The sequence below is a fragment of the Prevotella veroralis DSM 19559 = JCM 6290 genome (assembly GCF_000377625.1).
In the GTDB taxonomy this organism is placed as follows: domain Bacteria; phylum Bacteroidota; class Bacteroidia; order Bacteroidales; family Bacteroidaceae; genus Prevotella; species Prevotella veroralis.
Map to the genome: position 1 here is coordinate 158,882 of NZ_KB898331.1, position 18,497 is coordinate 177,378.

Below are 18,497 nucleotides of genomic sequence, written 5' to 3' on the forward strand. Positions count from 1 at the left end.
CAATATAGATGACGAATATAAATAAGGTGTTGATGCTTCTTGCTCTCACTTCTGGAATGACACTAACGGTGAGCGGACAAGAGAAGATCGTTAATCCAGATATAACTTATTCTGGTAATCCGCATACTTATAAGCTAGCAGGATTGGCTGTCAGTGGTATTGACGGTTATGAGGATTATGTACTTACGGGTATTTCTGGGCTCAGCATTGGGCAGGAGTTGGAGGTGCCAGGAACGGCTATCACTGATGCGGTGAAACGTTATTGGAAGCATGGACTCTTCTCTGATGTATCCATCAGTGCAGATTCTATCGTCGGTGATAAGATTTACTTGAGAATTAATCTCTTACCACGACCACGCGTCTCAACCATCAATTATAATGGTTTGAAGAAGAGTGAACGGGATGATCTGGAGAAGAAGTTGGGCTTACTGAAAGGTGGTCAGATTACTCCTAACATGATTAGTCGTGCCAAGATACTTGCTAAGAAGTACTTTGATGATAAAGGATATAAGAATGCCGATATTAATATTCTCCAGCGTGATGATGTTGCGAATAAGAATCAGGTCATACTTGATATCAATGTAGATAAGAAGGAGAAACTAAAGGTTCGCAATATTATCATTGAAGGGAATGAGCAACTTCCAATGAAGAAGATTAAGGGTTCTTTCTTCTCAAAGGGTGCTTTCGCTAAGACACATGAAGCAGGAAAGCTCGGCAATTTACTGAAGTCAAAGAAGTTCACACCCGAGCGTTGGGCTGAAGATAAGAAGAATCTCATTACCAAATACAATGAGTTTGGTTTCCGTGATGCCACCATCTTGAAGGATAGTGTGTGGAATGTTGATCCCAAGCATGTGGATATCTATGTAAAGGTAAACGAGGGTAAGAAGTATTACATTCGTAATATCTCTTGGGTTGGAAACACTGTTTATTCAACTGATTACCTATCTCGTTTGCTTGGAATGAAGAAAGGTGACGTTTATAACCAGACTTATCTAAGTAAGCGACTCTCACAAGATGAGGATGCTGTTGGTAATGAGTATTGGAATAATGGTTATCTCTTCTATAGGCTTGAGCCAACTGAAGTGAACATTGTCGGCGACTCTATCGACCTTGAGATGCGTATCACAGAAGGGCAGCAGGCACATATTAATCGTGTGAAGATTAATGGTAACGACCGACTCTATGAGAATGTTGTTCGTCGTGAGTTGCGTACAAAGCCTGGTGACCTATTCTCTAAAGAGGCTCTTCAGCGTTCTGCTCGTGAGTTAGCATCAATGGGTTATTTTGATCCAGAAGCTATCAACCCTGTTCCTGAACCTAATTACGAAGATGGAACTGTGGATATCAACTATAATTTGAAACAGAAGTCTAACGACCAAGTTGAGCTTTCACTGGGTTGGGGACAGACGGGTGTTATCGGGCGAGTAGGCCTGAAGTTAACTAACTTCTCAATGGCTAATCTCTTCCGTAGAAACCGTGAACATCGTGGCATTATGCCTATCGGTGATGGTGAGACATTGTCTTTGGGAGCACAGACGAATGGTACTTATTACCAATCTTACAATGTTCAGTATTCAACCAACTGGCTGGGTGGTAAGCGTCCTATCCAATTCAATGTGGGTGTCTCTTATTCAAAGCAGACCGATGTATCAAGTAATTACTACAACCAGTCGCTGTTGAACAACTATAACAATTATCGTTACGGTTACGGAAACTATAATTACAATAGTTATGAAAACTATTATGATCCAGACAAGTACATTAAGTTGTTGAGTGTTTATGCTGGTTGGGGAAAACGCTTGAGTTGGCCAGATGATTACTTCACATTGTCTTTACAGTTACAATATCAGCGTTACATGTTACGTAACTGGCGATACTTCCTCATGCCAACAGGTACATCTAACAACTTGAACTTGACGGTATCACTAAATAGAACATCTACTGATAATCAACTCTTCCCACGTCGCGGTTCAGAGTTCTCGGCATCTTTGACGATTACTCCGCCATGGTCTAAGTGGGATGGAAAGGACTATGCTCACTTGGCAACGAATCCTAATTCACCTAATTACTCTAAGGAGCAACAAGAGAAGTATCACTGGATTGAGTATCACAAGTGGAAGTTCAAGGCACGAACCTTTACAGCTCTTAGTAGCGGTCAGAAGTGTTTCGTCTTGGTTACTCGTGTTGAGTTAGGTCTATTGGGCAGCTATAACAGGAATAAGAAGAGCCCATTTGAAACCTTCTATATGGGTGGTGATGGTATGAGTGGATACTCTACTGGTTATGCTGAGGAGACAATCGGATTGCGTGGTTATGAGAATGGAGCACTCACACCTTCATACGACGTACAAGGTTATGCATACGACCGCTTCTCTCTAGAGTTGCGTTATCCGTTCCTCTTAGGCAATACAACTATCTATGGCTTGGGCTTTGTTGAGGCTGGTAATGCATGGTCAGAAACAAGTAAGTTCAATCCATTTGATATGAAACGTTCTGCTGGTCTAGGTGTTCGTATATTCCTTCCAATGGTTGGTATGATGGGTATTGACTGGGCATACGGATTTGATACTGTCTTTGGAAAGAAGGGTGGAAGCCAGTTCCACTTCATCCTTGGACAGGAGTTCTAAGGCTTGATTCTTTGAACATTGAGCGTTGAGCGTTGACCTTGGAATGTTGAGCTTTGAGCGTTGAAGGAATTGTTCTCATAAAAAAGAAACGTTAGATTTAATTTAAACAATAAGAAGAATGATGAATAAGAAGAAGATATTAAACAGCGTATTGAGGTATGTTTTGCCTCTTTACCTTTTCACTCTTTTACCTTTATCAGCCTCTGCACAGAAGTTTGCACTCATTGATATGGAGTATATCCTTAAGAATGTGCCAGCTTACGAACGTGCGAATGAGCAGTTGAATCAGGTTAGTAAGAAGTGGCAAGCAGAGGTTGAGGCTTTGAATACAGAGGCTGCTACCATGTACAAGAACTATCAGAATGAAGTAGTATTCCTCTCTCAAGACCAAAAGAAGAAGCAACAAGATGCTATCTTGGCGAAAGAGAAGCAAGCATCCGACCTCAAACGTAAGTACTTCGGACCAGAGGGTGAGCTCTTCAAGAAGCGCACCAGTTTGATAAGTCCTATACAAGATGAGATCTATAACGCCGTTAAGGACATCTCCGATCAGCGTGGATATAGTCTTGTTATCGACCGTTCTAGCAATGCTTCTGGCATTATTTATGGGTCACCTAAGGTTGATATCAGCAATGAAGTTTTACAGAAGTTGGGTTATGCTTACCGATAATATAAGGTGAAACAACCGATATTCATAGAACCACAAGAGTGTTTATAAGAAACAAAAACATAAACTATTAAAACAATAAAAGCAATGAAAAAGTTATTTTTGATGTTGATGCTCTGTGCACCAATGACCTTGTTTGCACAGAAGTTTGGTCACCTTGACTCACAAGCACTGCTCCAGTCTCTTCCAGAGGCTACAGCTGTTCAGAGCAAGTTAGAGGCTAAGGGTAAGGAATACCAGAAGCAGTTGGAAGACATGCAGGCAGAATTGCAGCGTCAGGCTGAGGCTTATGACAAAGCAAAGAGCACTATGAACGCAACAAAGCAGGCTGAGACAGAGAAGAATCTACAGGATATGTATCAGAAGATTCAGCAGACTGCTCAGGACAACCAAAAGGCTTTCAATGAGGAACAACAGAAGCAACTCGGCCCTGTACTTGAGAAAGTTCGCAATGCGATTGCAGCAGTTGCAAAGGCTGGAAACTATGTTTACATCATGGAGAAAGCTAATGGTCAGCCATTGTATATCAATGAGGCACTCAGCAAGGATGTAACAGCTGAAGTTAAGGCTCAATTGGCTAAGATGAAGTAAAAGTATGTACGGGAGTCTTTGCCCGTGTTAATATGCCTCTAGAGAGTCGACTCTCAAGAGGAGATAAGGGTGAGGTCACCGCACGAATTAGTATTCTTGCGTTGACCTCATTATTTGTATTTTCATATAGAAGAGATTATAATTAGTAGAATGAAAAAGCTATTCTTTTCCTTTGCTTTGGTGTTGTTACCACTCTTGGCAGTCGCACAACAGACTACTCCAAGCCTAAAGTTCGGTTACTTTAGTTATGAAAAGGTATTGCATGCAATGGCAGACTATGCCACAGCAACACGTAGTTTGAATGACTTAAAGGCGAAATATGATGCAGAAACAAAGCGTTCGGCTGATGACTTCAACAACCGTTATGAGGATTTCCTTGATGTTCAGCGCAAGTTAGAACCCTCTATTCTCCGTAAGCGGCAAGCAGAGTTAGAGGAGTTGATGGACCGCAACATCGCCTTTCGTAAGGAGACTGACCGTCTCTTAAAGAAGGCTGAAGCAGATCTCTATGCGCCTGTTCGTAAGAAACTAGACAATACGGTTCGTGAGATGGGTAAGGAGAGTGGGTACGCCTTCATTCTTAACTCAGACAATAACAACCTTCCCTTTGTGAACACAGCCATAGGTGAAGACATCACAGATGCACTTATCTCTGCGCTTAAATAGGCTATATTCAAGTGTTTGAGACCATTAATAAGCAAAACAATAGAGCCCTAAAAGCCTATTCTATAACGATTTGATAAAGAGGATAATGTCACAATATTCACAACAGCCAGGTCCTATTGGCGTGTTTGACTCTGGTTATGGCGGGTTAACCATACTGCATGGTATTCGCCAATTATTGCCTGAATACGACTATCTCTACCTTGGGGATAATGCCCGTGCACCCTATGGTTCACGCTCATTCGATGTTGTTTACCAATTTACAAGGCAAGCTGTAATGAAACTTTTTGAGTCTGGTTGTCAGTTAGTGATACTTGGTTGTAACACAGCATCAGCCAAGGCACTACGCAGCATACAGCAGAATGACTTACCTAAACTCGATCCCCAGCGCCGGGTGTTGGGTGTGATTCGACCTACAGCAGAAGTTATTGGCAAACTAACTCGCTCTCATCACGTGGGTTTGTTGGCTACTGAAGGCACAGTGAAAAGCCAAAGCTACAACATAGAAATACAAAAGCTATGGTCTGATGTAAAGGTTACGGGCGTGGCATGTCCACTATGGGTTCCTATCATAGAGAACAATGAGGCGGACAGTCCAGGGGCTGATTACTTTGTGAAGAAACGCATTGATCATATCATGCGGATAGATCCAGAGATTGATACGCTCATCCTTGGTTGCACACATTACCCCATTCTTATGCCCAAGATCATCAAGTATGTGCCTCGTGGAGTACGTATCGTCCCACAAGGCGAGTATGTTGCAGAGAGCTTACAAGACTACTTGCGACGCCATCCAGACATGGAGCAGCGTTGCACGAAACATGCAACAGTGAGGTATCTAACGACAGAGAACCCCGAGAAGTTCAAAGAGAACGCTCAAATCTTCATCCATGACGAGGTGAATGTAGAGCATGTTGATTTGGAATAAAGCAATAAAAGCAAGGGTGTTATCGTTAGATAAGAACCAAAAAGATATATAATGAAGAAATTAACCATACTATTTCTCCTGTCGATAGTAGCACTGCTGGCAGCATGTTCGGACGATGATACATTCACTACGTCACGTTCCAACTTGTTATCATTCTCAACTGATACGTTAAAGTTAGATACTTTCTTCTCAAGTGTCCCTACATCCACAAGAACCTTCTGGGTGTATAATCGCTCGGGAGCTGGGCTTCGATTGACGAATGTCCGACTATCACAAGGCAATCAAACGGGGTTCCGTGTGAATGTTAGTGGAGACGAGTTGAATGCTGCTAATGGCTATCAAGTGAAAGACTTAGAGGTGAGAAACAAGGATAGTATTCGTGTCTTTGTGGAAATGACATCGCCTCTGAATAATGGGACAAGCCCACAGAAGATAACAGATGATCTTATATTTACGCTTGAGAGTGGCGTTCAGCAACGTGTAGTCCTTAGTGCTTACAGCTGGGATGCACAACTTCTAAAGGGTTTGAAGGTCACCAGTAATATGACATTAACAGGCTCTAAGCCCATTGTCTTACAAGATACTCTGAAGGTGGAAGCGGGTGCAACGCTTACAATACCAGCTGGGACTACGCTTTACTTCTCGCAGAAAGCATCGCTGGAAGTGTATGGCTCGTTGCGCTGTGAGGGTACGGCGGATCACCCCGTGGTGTTACGTGGTGACCGATTAGACCGCCTCTTCCCTTATCTTCCCTATGACCATGTGAGTGGACAATGGCAAGGAATACACTTCCATGCCGATAGTTACGATAATGTCATTAGTCATACCGACCTCCATTCAGCCTATAATGGTATCGTGTGTGACGCTGCCAACATCTCACAAAACAAACTTACGCTGGCTAACTCGACCATACATAATTGTCAAGGATATGGTTTGAAGGCTGTAAACTGTAAGGTGGAAGCCTATAATACACAATTCTCTAACACATTGATGGATTGTGCCTCCTTCCTTGGTGGGCACATTACGCTGACTCATTGCACCTTTGCTCAGTTCTATCCTTTCGATAGTAACCGCGGTGCAGCATTAAGTCTTGGCAATCACGAAGGCGATAAGGACTATCCTTTACAGGCTTTCAACATGGTTAATTCGTTGGTAACAGGCTATGCAGAAGACGTACTCATGGTTTATAACAAGGACGGAGTAACAGCCAATTATCAGTTCGATCATTGTCTGTTACGCACGCCAAAGCCAAAGGATACCGCTTTATTCACACATTTTACGGACGTTATTTGGGAGAACACAAAGGACTATCCGGGTGGTGGAGATAAGCAATTTGTCAAGGTCAATGCCGATAAGCAAGACTATGACTTGCATCTTAAAAAGCCAGAGAATAACGTTCTCTCACCTGCTATTGATGCAGGGCGAGTATTAACAGATACACGTTTCACAACCGATCATGATGGTAAGCAGCGTGGTAATAAACCAGATATTGGCTGTTATGAGCTGATAGCTCATTAATCTAATTAGCCTAATTAGCCTAATTAGCCCTATTTGCCTAATAAGGCTAATAAGCCCAATAACCAATAATAAATATCAACAATGAAGACAATAGATTTAAGTATTAAGATAGGATTCTGCCAACTTGATGAGCTATCAGAAGAAGAGCAACACCTCATCCAAACAGCGATCTCGGCTACAGGTAACAGCTATTCGCCTTACAGCAAATTCCGTGTTGGTGCAGCATTGTTGCTTGCGAATGGTGTAGAAGTGATGGGGGCGAACCAAGAGAATGCGGCTTTTCCTTCAGGATTATGTGCTGAACGCTCTGCAATCTTTGCTGCCCAGTCCACTTATCCAGACCAACCTATCACCCTCTTAGCGATAGCTGCGGCTAATGAGTATGGTTTGATGCGTGACCCAATCGTACCTTGTGGTGCTTGCCGACAGGTTATTTTAGAGATTGAAAGTCGTTATAACCAGCCCATTCGTATCCTTCTTTACGGGACGTCAGGCGTTTATGTTATTGATACAGTTAAGGACTTGCTCCCTCTCCAATTCGTTGGTGAGTCAATGAAGTAGGTCTCTATTCATTTAAAATATTATTAAATCATGGATTATCTACCAAAAGATCCCGCAATACTGGTAAGCAGTGCAAACATGCTATTGCGTGATGAAGAGTTCGATTCACTAGAGTCTCTTTGCTACAACTTCAATGAGGATGTTGATAAACTCAAGGCTTCTCTGCTCAAGGCAGGCTATGTTTATAGCGAGGAGCAGCATCAGTTCCGCCCCATTGGGTTTGATAAGTAAAAGCAATTACTCGTTATCTGAAACTCCCCCAGCCTCCCCCATAACCCCACCCAGCCTCCCCCATAACCCCACCCAGCCTCCCCCAAGGGGAGGAGTGCCTAACGGAAGCCATGTTAGGGGCGGTATTTTCGATTAAAGATAACACCACAAAGTAGGGACAGACGCCCTCGTCTGTCCGCCCCAATATCACCAATGAAAGCCTCCCCAAGCTCCTCCAAAGGAGGGGATGTTGCCTGATGGAGTGTCGTGTAGGGATAAATGAGCGGACAGACGAGGGCGTCTGTCCCTACTTTGTATATGTTATTAGACTAAAGAAACTAATGTATTCTGATATACCAAAGCCCTGAGACGCACTGTTTCAAGCCCTGAGACACAGTGTTTCAGGCTTTGATACACACTGTTTCAGGCTCTGATACACACTGTTTCAGCCCTTGAGGCGCACAGTTCCAATATATGGAACGCAGGGTTTCAATACATGAAACGCACAGTCTCAAGCAGTGAAAACGCTGTTATAAGTAGTTTGTTTAAGGCATTAGTTGGGTTCTTTAAGGGTTACACAGACGTGTTTTTCGGCATTAGTAATATCTTTTTATAAAATAAGAGAGTGTATCAAAGGTTAAACTCTTTGGTATAGATGACCTCACCTGTCCAGTATTTGCGATCGTACTGACGGACGAGAACGTTTGTTCCTATACCCTTAACCTACTTGATACACCCTCTTGTTATTTGGTGTTACGCCCTTTACGCTTCTTGCTGGCGCACACCCATGCGTGCTTCTACCACATTGACAACATAGTCGCCGAGCTTCTCACACTCCTGAATGATGTCCATATACATCGTACCAATTGCGTAGGTGTATTTATGATCGTTGACATCATTGATGTTTTGTGAGCGCAGTTGATTGCGGTAATTATTGATTTCGTTCTCAATGTTGAACGAACGATTCACATCGTTGTCTTCTCTGTGTCCCACCAAAATGCGGTTCATCTGCGTGAGAGCATCATCGGTGAGATCGAACATCTGATGTATGTGGTCGTATTGTTCCTCTGTAAAGTCTTCCTTACCATGGATGCGTCTGCTCTCTGTACGGGCGATGTTGTAACAGGCATCACCAATACTCTCTAACTCCGAAATCTCACGCAACATCGAACGCACCTTATCTTTCGTCTCATCGCTTAGATGGGCATTTGAAACTTGATCAAGGTATTTGGCTATCTCAATCTCCATGTTATCAGATATTCCTTCGTACTTCTCAATGCGTGTATAAAGCTTCGTGAACTTCTCCGTGTCACGCTCTCCAAGCAGTTCGCGAACCATTCCGAACATGCGTTGGATGCGTTCGGCAAACGATTTGATCTCCTTAGATGCTTCCAAGACAGATAGCTCCGGCGTCTTCATGATGCCTGCCTGAATGAAATGAAGACGGAACTCATCCTCGTCTTTGTTGGCCTTTGGCTTGATAATCAAGCATACTAACTTCTCTAAGTACTTGATGGGACCAACAAGGATAAGCGTGTTGGTAACATTGAACGTGGTGTGGAATGCAGCCAATACAAAGCTTAGTTTGGCAGCATTAGCCACGAAACCAGCTGAACCCTTAGGCATCGTCACGTCATAACCAACCCATCCGCAGACCATATTAATGAATGGATGGAAGATACACAATACCCAAATAACACCAAAGATATTAAACACCATGTGTGCCATGGCAGCCCTTCGTGCCTGCGTGTTTGCCGTCAATGCGGCAAGGTTGGAGGTAACTGTTGTACCGATATTCTCGCCCATTACGAGTGCTATTCCTTGGTAGATTGGAAGCACACCGGTCGAACAGAGAATCATCGTAATAGCCATGATTGCAGCGGAGCTTTGCACACACATCGTCAGCACACTACCGATGAGTAAGAATACAATTGTGGTGAAGAAGCTCTGTGGATCGAACTGACTGAAGAAATCAAGTACCGCTTGGTTGTGTGCCAAATCCATGTCTATACCCGTTTGGCGCAGCGTTCCCAAGCCCAGAAACATGAATGATATGCCGAAGAGGAAGTCGCCAATTAGCTTGCGCTTCTTAGAGTAGATCAACACAATACCAATGAAGAAAGCAGGACAAACGAAGTCGGTGATATTAAACGAGAAGCCTGCTGACATGATCCATGCCGTTAGGGTTGTTCCGATGTTGGCTCCCATAATAACCGAGATAGCCTGTACCAAGGTGAGTAATCCTGCGTTCACGAAGCTAACCGTCATGACCGTTGTTGCCGTTGATGATTGTACGGCTGCGGTAATAAATGTACCTGTTAAAATACCAGTGAAGCGGTTAGTTGTCATTGCACCAAGGACATGGCGCAATTGAGGTCCTGCCATCTTTTGCAGGCTTTCGCTCATTGCCTTCATACCAAACATTAGTAACGCTAAGGCTCCAATGAGCTTAAAAAAAATCCAAATCGACATATAATAACTTAATTTGTGACGACTATCTCTTGTGTATATGCATAACTTTCTCTACCTTTACCATTCGTTATTTATTGACGAACGATTTAGTCCACTGACTTACATTTAACACGTAAATGCTTATGACACAATTACTGCATATCCGCTGCAAAAATAATAAAAAAAGTCTGAAAGTCCCAATGGGAAGTACACTTTCTGACATTTTCAAGGAAATAAATCTTCAAATGCCTTATGGTCCTGTAAGTGCTAAAGTGAATAATAAAGTTGAAGGATTGCATTACAGGGTCTATCATAATAAGGATGTGGAGTACCTCGATTTGCACACACAATCGGGTATTCGCACTTACACTCGTTCGCTTTTTCTCGTTCTTTGTAAGGCTGTCCACGATCTTTATTCGCGAAGCGAAGTGATCATTGATATTCCTGTTTCAAATGGTTACTATTGTAATTTGAAACTCGGGCATGCTATCACTGCTGAGGATGTAAACCGTATTCGCACACGAATGCAGGAGATTGTTAATGCTCATCTGCCTATCCAACGTTTTGAAACAACAACAGAAGAGGCTATTGATATGTTCTCTAAACTTGGTGACGAACAAAAGGCAAAGTTGCTCAAGAGTAGTGGAACGCTTTATACAGTTTATTACGTCCTGGATGACTATAAGGATTATTACTATGGTTCAATGCTCACGAACACGTCACAACTATATCTCTTCGGACTCGAACCTTATTTTGATGGTGTGTTACTGCGCATTCCTTCCGTGCAAGATCCATCCCAATTAGGTGCTTTGATACGACAGGATAAGATGTTTGAAGTGTTTAAAGAGCATCATCGTTGGCAGAGTCTGTTAGGTATAAAGACGGTGGGTGACTTTAATGAGGCGGTTGGCAATGGTGAAGCCACTAATCTAATTAATGTCAGCGAAGCCTTACAAGAGAAGAAGATATCACAGATTGCAGATAAGATTGCAGCAAAGAAAGATATTAAGGTGGTACTGATTGCTGGACCATCATCGAGTGGTAAGACCACATTCTGCAAACGCCTTTCTGTGCAACTACTTGCTAGTGGTGTGAAGCCCGTACAGATTTCGTTGGATGACTACTTCGTTAATCGGGAAGAGACACCGAAGGATGAACAGGGAGAATATGATTACGAAAGTATCTATGCACTGAATATTCCACTCATCAACGAGCAGTTTAATGCTTTATTCAATGGTCAGGAGGTGGAATTACCCAAGTATAATTTCCAAACAGGAAGTAGTGAGAAGAGTGGGAATAAGTTGCGTTTGGAGGAAAATAACGTGTTAGTTGTAGAAGGAATCCATGCCCTTAATCCAACACTCACGGCTCAGATTCCCGACGACAAGAAGTTTAAGATCTATGCTTCTGCGCTTACTACCATCCTATTGGATAATCACAATTATATCCCAACGACTGACAATCGATTGCTCCGACGCATTGTTCGTGATTATAAGTATCGTGGTTGTTCAGCACAAGAAACGATCCGCCGATGGCCTAGTGTGCGTGCTGGTGAGAACAAATGGATATTCCCTTATCAGGAGCAAGCCGATGTGATGTTTAATACAGCTATGCTCTTTGAACTTGCAGTCATAAAGCCACAAGCAGAGGAGGTGCTCGAGCAAGTACCAGAGAATTGTGAAGAATACGCCGAGGCTTATCGCTTACGCAAGTTCCTCAAGTACTTCTCTCCCCTGCCTTTCCGTGCGCTCCCTCCAACCTCCCTACTCAGAGAGTTCTTAGGAGGCAGTTCGTTTAAGTATTAGATACGCTTCTAACATATAAAAGGTGCGCCTTTGACTCTCAAAAGCGCACCTTTTATTTTATTAGCTATCATCAGTTTCTCATTGTTTATTGACCTTAGCACACAAAGAGACAAAGCTATTACTTTATTTTACGTTCCAACACTTTCAGCAAATCAAGAGGGTGTCTCTTCATATCTTTCAGTGAGAATCCATCACTCTGCAAGTACTCATCCATCTTTGGGAAACGATCAAAACAAGCACGGACTGTTTTCTTAGCAGCCAGACGTATTCCTGTTTCAGGAACATAATAAGTCACAACAACTTCGTCACCTTTAAGACAATAAGTATAAGCCAATGACTCTTCAGTATAAAATGTTGTCCATGAACTACTATACCATACTGTTGGAGATAAAAAACCAAGTACTTCTTTTCCCTCATAAACCAGTTCCCAAAAGTACCGATGATTTGTTGGCTTCAAATTTTTAGGTAACGTTAATATCTTGCATGCATATAAAGACAAGTATTTACGCTGCTTCCCATCTACTGTTAACTCCATTTCTTTTGCATCATCAGCTACATACTTTGTTCCCTTACCCGTTGGTGTAGGTGAGATAAACAATGTCTGCATATTAATAACGACCTGCCCATACACACTTGCCATAACCTTTGCATTCTTTACATCAACCAAATAACCTGACACTTTGCTACCATCTTTGAGCGTAAGGACGCATGGTAAAGGTTTGAATTCCTTTTTCTTAGCACTTACTGAGACGATGCCAATCAACAACATTAGCATCATCAACATGATTACATTAATCTTTTTCATAACTCATTTTATTGTTTTAGTTAGAGTTCTTTCGTTAACAATACAAAGATATACAACAAATGTGAAACAGAGAAAGAAACTTCTAAAATTTTGCAAATCTTTTTTTATAATATTGCTATCCAATAAAAGTGAAAAAGAATAGCTCTATTGCTGCATCTTTGTAGTTACCTCTATGGTATTACCTTTGATAAAACAAACCTCCTCTAACCAAATAATGTTAGTTACTTTTACGTAATACAACTCTTTTCTGACATTAAATTAATTCCACATTAATAGCCTATTGCGAGGTGTTTAGCCATCCGCACCATTCGTGCGAACCAACAACACCATTCGTGCTAACCATCAACACGACACGTGCGGTATAACAACAGTACCTCTAAAGATGACAAAAAAGGAGACATTATGTTCATTATAACGAATATAATAGACTGCAAAACAAGGTAACTTTAAATTATCCAACGACCATCTTGGGTCCCTATTGTCTTCAAGTGGGAACAAAGGTAAATAGTTGGTTTCACCGCAATAACACAGCTTATCTATCAATGTCTGCGTGAGAAATCTACGCTCATCATGGATAGAAATATCCTGACCATTTGCTCTTTTAAGATAGAGACGATAATAATCTCTGATGACATTTATGTCTTTTGTCGTGTCATTTACAACAGCTTTCGGCTGTACGAAAACAACTGAATCCGAGTCTTCTTCAATCGTTACTGGCTTAGCGGTCTGCTTAGAAGGAAGCAACCAAAAGAATAAGCCAAGCCCTACCAGCACGGTTATCAAGCAAGAAAGGAGAAGAGTCTTTGTTCGTTTCATATTGCTTAGGCGGTTATTATCACCCTAATAATTGAATAAAAAATAAGGATAGATATTCCTAATACACTGCACATTACCGCTAACACATACTAAGAATATCTATCCTTATAGGAATGAATACGAGCGACACACCGTTTAGGGCTCACTCATTATCCTTTTATTTACCGCTAACTCCACTGACAAACGGCATTTACGCTCATCAATGAAATAGTCTGAAGTTTTCAATTCATCTGTCAAGTTTCCAAGTAACACCATCTTTAGTGTCTTTCACTTGGAAACCAGCATCAGCCAATGCGTCACGGATCTGATCGCTAACAGCCCAGTTCTTCTCTGCTTTTGCCTTTGCACGAAGATCGAGTACCATGTCTACAACCTTTCCGTATGCCTCTTCGCGTGCATCGTTATTAGCACTACGCTCGTTCTTGAGCCCCAAGATGTCGAAAGCAAAGAGTTGCATAACCTCCGTGAGTTCCTTTAGGTCATCGGCAGAAATCTGTGCCTTGTGATCGATAAGAACGTTTACCAAGTGGCAAGCCTCAAACAGATTAGAGATGACAGCAGGCGTCATTAAGTCGTCATTCATCGCATCGTAACACTTTTGACGGAAGCTAGCAACAAACTTCTTCGTATTCTCGTCCGATGCATCCGATGGCTGAATGCGTGCCGAATCCTCAATACCATTCATCAAACGTTCGTATCCCTTCTCAGCAGCTTGCAATGCCTCGTTAGAGAAGTCGACAGTCCCACGATAGTGAGCAGATAGGATGAAGAAACGAATTGTCATTGGCGAGTAAGCCTGCGTGAGCGTGTCATGCTTGCCAGTAAAGAATTGCTCAAGCGTAATAAAGTTACCCAACGACTTACCCATCTTCTGTCCATTGATTGTAATCATGTTATTGTGCATCCAATACTTCACCATTTCATCGCCCTGTGAAGCTACAGCTTGCGCAATCTCACACTCGTGATGCGGGAAAATCAAGTCCATACCGCCACCATGAATATCAAAGTGATCGCCCAAATACTTGCGCCCCATAGCTGTACACTCACAATGCCAACCAGGGAAACCATTACTCCAAGGCGATGGCCAACGCATGATATGTTCGGGCATAGCACGTTTCCACAATGCAAAGTCAACCTGATTATGCTTCTCACCAACACCTGCTAACTCACGAGAGTTATTAATCATATCGGTGAGATTACGCCCAGACAATACGCCATAATGATGGTCCTTGTCATACTTAGCCACGTCGAAATAAATACTACCATTGCTTTCGTAAGCATAACCATTGTCCATAATCTGCTTCACCAGCTCCTCCTGTTCAATGATATGACCCGTTGCATGTGGCTCAATACTTGGCGGCAAAACATTCAATGCACGCATAGCATCGTGATAACGATTGGTGTAATATTGCGCAATCTCCATTGGTTCGAGTTGCTCAAGTCGTGCCTTCTTCTCAATCTTATCATCCCCCTCATCAGCATCATGCTCCAAGTGCCCCACGTCAGTGATGTTACGAACATAACGAACCTTATACCCGATATGCTTCAGATAGCGGAATAAGAGGTCGAAAGTGATGGCAGGACGCGCATGCCCAAGGTGTGGATCGCCATAAACAGTAGGACCACAGACATACATACCCACGTTAGGTGCAGCGATGGGTTGGAATAACTCCTTCTTACGATGTAGTGTATTGTAAATTACTAAGTCTTGCATAATCTGGTTATTTATTACTTAATGTGATGCAAAATTACAAAATTATTATCACCCGTAACACGTCTATCTACACTTTTTATAATCTTTGTTTCGCATTGGTGAAAGATCTGGAAGCGGATGCGCTGATCGTGCGTCCTCGTTTGATTATGTGTCTGTCTCTGCTTTGCCCGACTTATGTTCCAGATTCGTTAGACGTATGTCTTTGGTTCGTTAGATGCATGTCTTTCATTCGTTAGATGTGTGTCTTATGTTATTCTCATCATGATGAAATTTGTGTCTCATCATGATGAAACCTGTGTCTCATCACGATGAAACATAATCTTCACCATGGTGAAGATACTATGAGGCGTATGTGTAAAGGATGGCAGATGTATGTGTAAACAATGTCGAACATAGCTGTAATCAACATCGAGCATACTTGTAATCGACATTGAGCATATCTGCAAACGAAATCAACCATACTTGTAAGCGGTATTGAGCATGGTTGAAAGGGGTCGGTAGACGTATGATGAAGGTGGGGAAAGGGCTATCTTTGGTGTTTCCAAAGTGTGGGGGTGTTCGTTAGCCCACTTATTTGATGTATTTGCTAACGAAGTTCTTCACTTTGGTTTCATATAGTTTTGGATAGTCGTGATAGCTATATGCGTGCTCAGAACCTTGTGTTATCCATAGTTGCTTGGGCTGGGGTTTTGCCTTGTAGAGGGGATATACCATCCATGACGGGACGTAGGTGTCGTGGTCGCCATGAATGAAGAGCATGGGGCGGTGGCATTTCTTTACTTGTTCCAATGGGCTCGCCTCATGGAAATTCCAGCCATGCTTGACTTGGCAGAGGGCTGAGGCTAGGGGGACGAGGGGGAATTGTGGGAGGTTGAACTGCGCCTTTAGCTGGTCGGTACATTCGTCCCATACGCTGGTGTAACCGCAATCCTCCACGTATGCTTTTACGTATGTTGGGATATTCTCATCGCCTGACACGTTCATAATGGTGGCTGCTCCCATGGAGATGCCATGTAATACCATCTGACTAGGGTGGCGTTTATCACGGAACATCTGTTCGGCAATGGGTATCCATTGCTCTATGTCCTTGCGGTCGTTCCAGCCCATTTGTATGGAGTTGCCTTCGCTTTGCCCGTGCCCGTGAAGGTCGGGTAGTAGTACGTTCATGCGCATCACCTTATTATATATATGTGCGATGTATAGGAGTCCCAGCCCGTTGTCTTTGTATCCGTGGACGCATATTGCCGTGCGCCCGCAGGCAGAATCACCGCGAAGATAGAAGGCGTGCGCCCGCAAGTGGTTATTGAGTAGGATGGTTGTGTCACGCAGTTGGTGGGTGGTCTTTAGGCTGTCTAACCATGGAGTAAGGCTTGGATAGCGTTGATGTAATTTTGCCCAACGATAGTCGTAAGTGTGGGTTGGTTCCTCAAGCATGTACTTCAGGAGGTAAGAGGTGGTAGCTGCCAGCGTGCCAGTGACCACGAGCAATACGATGATAAGATATATAGAGAACTTCTTCTTCATTGTTATTTGTAATAGGGATAAGGGATGAGTTATGTTGACTTTCACGCCTCTATCATCCTGCACGTTCTTTAGTTTCTCTTGAGTTCTTTGACTGCTTTCTAACTCCTCAGCACTTTCATGACCGTAAGTGATGTTTCTAGCCATTCCTCCATACGCTTGTAGTCTTTCCACTCCCATATATCCTTGAAGTCCATAAACTCATGGGTGAGACGGCTCTCGTATGCGTTTCGTTGATAGCTGGTGAGCTTTCCTTGTTCCATAATCTCCACTTTGCCGAACTCATTGGCTGTAGTTGGAATACGCACCCATCCTTTTTCGCCTTGAATTAAGATGAAGGAAGGGCTACTGGAGTCCTTGGCTGCAACGCAGGAGGCTGTGAGATTGGGGTAGGTGAGCATCATGATGCCCGAGGTATCAACAGCCTTGATTTTGCATAAGCCATACAAATCCTTTTGCCATTCTGATACCATTGTCTTGGAAATGGTTGCCTTCGTTCCATTCCATCTTGCAGTTTACTCCTTTTGTCTTGTATATGTGTTCTTGTCGGAGAATGTCCTTACTGATGGTTGACATGAGTTTCGTTTTAGTCTTTTCTTCCTTATCTCCTAGACTTAGGTAGGCGTTTTTTACTCGTGGGGTGTGACTCTCTGCATAGTCAAGCCAACCTATATACCATGCAGATGGGGATACTGCTGCAATACCATTGAAGGGTATCTCCGCTTGATAAGAAGCCCATAAAGCAAAGAGCCCAGCAAGGGAATAGCCACCAAGAAATGTATTCTCTTTGCAAATGGATAAGTTGTAACGATGCTGTAATTCGGGAATCAGCTGTTGTATTATGTATAATAAGGTGTGATTTGCACCTTCTCCAAAGGGAATCTTACCGAATACAGGTGGAGCTGACCATGGAGTTAACTCTGCATTCCACTTCTCTATACGTACGGCAATGTGGGTGAATGTTGCTGTTGAATGTTCTTCTATATAGTTAATCTGGTGCTCTAGTTCTTCCGTATCATGACTATCTACGGGCTGAATTAGAAAAAACTTTGCATTATCTTCGTGATGAATTATGCAAGTATAACCATTTATCTCTATTATTTGTCTTTGATGTCTCATATTATATTTATCGATGTTTGCATACAAAAGTACTCCTTTTTAACCTAAAATCATTGATGTATGTCAATTTTATAAAGAGATATCATCTTTTCTTAAAAATAATCTTCAAAAGATTTGGAGGTTTGCTTTAAAGTCCATACCTTTGCACTCGCTTTTACGAAATAGGCGACCCGCTTATAACGTGTAGAGTGATAAGAAAGAGTTCTTTGAAAAGATTTACATAAACAGAGAAGTAGTACAAGAAGCGTCTGTTTGGTTATGAATCAAACAGATGGGTAAAAGAAACGAACCGATCAATTCATTGTTTTTGCTTTTGAGGCGTTGCCTCAAAATATAAGGAACAAATAGAGTAGGTGCTTTTTAACTTGATACTTAAGGATAGGCATTCTGATACAGAGACAAACGGATGGCTTGTATTTATATAAGTTGTCACAAATGATATTTTACAATGGAGAGTTTGATCCTGGCTCAGGATGAACGCTAGCTACAGGCTTAACA

17 protein-coding genes are annotated in these 18,497 nt (G+C 42.5%); 9 read left to right on the plus strand and 8 right to left on the minus strand.

Annotated features, from left to right (window positions below; all coding sequences use genetic code 11):
• Positions 1-8: 8 nt before the first annotated feature.
• The 8 genes from D464_RS0107870 to D464_RS0107905 all read left to right on the plus strand — a co-directional run bounded on the left by D464_RS0107870 (position 9) and on the right by D464_RS0107905 (position 7,789).
• On the plus strand, positions 9-2,630 hold the full coding sequence (locus D464_RS0107870) for a BamA/OMP85 family outer membrane protein (RefSeq protein WP_018910920.1): 2,622 nt from the start codon (positions 9-11) through the stop codon (positions 2,628-2,630).
• Between the two features lie 121 nt (positions 2,631-2,751).
• Entirely contained in the window at positions 2,752-3,300 is a 549-nt protein-coding gene (locus D464_RS0107875; RefSeq protein WP_024985845.1) for an OmpH/Skp family outer membrane protein, read from the plus strand.
• A gap of 84 nt (positions 3,301-3,384) precedes the next feature.
• A complete protein-coding gene (locus tag D464_RS0107880; protein ID WP_018910922.1) occupies positions 3,385-3,888 on the plus strand; it encodes an OmpH/Skp family outer membrane protein in 504 nt (167 codons plus the stop codon).
• A gap of 150 nt (positions 3,889-4,038) precedes the next feature.
• Positions 4,039-4,554 carry an OmpH family outer membrane protein gene (locus D464_RS0107885; protein ID WP_018910923.1) on the plus strand — a complete coding sequence of 172 codons (516 nt, stop codon included), beginning with the start codon at positions 4,039-4,041 and terminating at the stop codon, positions 4,552-4,554.
• 85 nt (positions 4,555-4,639) lie between these two features.
• On the plus strand, positions 4,640-5,479 hold the full coding sequence (murI, locus tag D464_RS0107890) for a glutamate racemase (RefSeq protein ID WP_018910924.1): 840 nt from the start codon (positions 4,640-4,642) through the stop codon (positions 5,477-5,479).
• 51 nt (positions 5,480-5,530) lie between these two features.
• Complete coding sequence (locus D464_RS0107895; RefSeq protein WP_018910925.1) at positions 5,531-6,997, plus strand: hypothetical protein; 1,467 nt, start codon at positions 5,531-5,533, stop codon at positions 6,995-6,997.
• A gap of 81 nt (positions 6,998-7,078) precedes the next feature.
• A complete protein-coding gene (gene cdd / locus D464_RS0107900) occupies positions 7,079-7,558 on the plus strand; it encodes a cytidine deaminase (RefSeq protein WP_018910926.1) in 480 nt (159 codons plus the stop codon).
• A gap of 30 nt (positions 7,559-7,588) precedes the next feature.
• Complete coding sequence (locus tag D464_RS0107905) at positions 7,589-7,789, plus strand: DUF4250 domain-containing protein (RefSeq protein ID WP_018910927.1); 201 nt, start codon at positions 7,589-7,591, stop codon at positions 7,787-7,789.
• Between the two features lie 741 nt (positions 7,790-8,530).
• Here D464_RS0107905 and D464_RS0107910 read toward each other — a convergent pair.
• Complete coding sequence (locus D464_RS0107910) at positions 8,531-10,240, minus strand: Na/Pi cotransporter family protein (RefSeq protein ID WP_018910928.1); 1,710 nt, start codon at positions 10,238-10,240, stop codon at positions 8,531-8,533.
• 116 nt (positions 10,241-10,356) lie between these two features.
• On the opposite strand from D464_RS0107910, the gene D464_RS0107915 reads away from it, so the two are divergent.
• Positions 10,357-12,024, plus strand: a complete 1,668-nt coding sequence (locus D464_RS0107915) for a nucleoside kinase (RefSeq protein WP_018910929.1) — start codon at positions 10,357-10,359, stop codon at positions 12,022-12,024.
• Positions 12,025-12,142: 118 nt separating this feature from the next.
• Here D464_RS0107915 and D464_RS0107920 read toward each other — a convergent pair whose 3' ends face one another.
• From D464_RS0107920 to D464_RS0107945, 7 genes are all read right to left on the minus strand, one after another.
• On the minus strand, positions 12,143-12,829 hold the full coding sequence (locus tag D464_RS0107920) for a hypothetical protein (protein WP_009434327.1): 687 nt from the start codon (positions 12,827-12,829) through the stop codon (positions 12,143-12,145).
• A gap of 342 nt (positions 12,830-13,171) precedes the next feature.
• On the minus strand, positions 13,172-13,645 hold the full coding sequence (locus D464_RS12590) for a hypothetical protein (RefSeq protein ID WP_018910930.1): 474 nt from the start codon (positions 13,643-13,645) through the stop codon (positions 13,172-13,174).
• A gap of 226 nt (positions 13,646-13,871) precedes the next feature.
• Entirely contained in the window at positions 13,872-15,359 is a 1,488-nt protein-coding gene (gene cysS, locus D464_RS0107930) for a cysteine--tRNA ligase (RefSeq protein ID WP_018910931.1), read from the minus strand.
• Between the two features lie 281 nt (positions 15,360-15,640).
• Positions 15,641-15,790 carry a hypothetical protein gene (locus tag D464_RS13650; protein ID WP_154649591.1) on the minus strand — a complete coding sequence of 50 codons (150 nt, stop codon included), beginning with the start codon at positions 15,788-15,790 and terminating at the stop codon, positions 15,641-15,643.
• Between the two features lie 139 nt (positions 15,791-15,929).
• Entirely contained in the window at positions 15,930-16,883 is a 954-nt protein-coding gene (locus tag D464_RS0107935; RefSeq protein WP_018910932.1) for an alpha/beta hydrolase, read from the minus strand.
• A 98-nt stretch (positions 16,884-16,981) separates the two neighbouring features.
• Positions 16,982-17,353, minus strand: a complete 372-nt coding sequence (locus D464_RS0107940) for a hypothetical protein (protein WP_238309169.1) — start codon at positions 17,351-17,353, stop codon at positions 16,982-16,984.
• On the minus strand, positions 17,298-17,999 hold the full coding sequence (locus D464_RS0107945; protein WP_018910934.1) for an alpha/beta hydrolase: 702 nt from the start codon (positions 17,997-17,999) through the stop codon (positions 17,298-17,300). The genes D464_RS0107940 and D464_RS0107945 overlap by 56 nt, the downstream gene beginning before the upstream one ends.
• Positions 18,000-18,497: the final 498 nt, after the last annotated feature.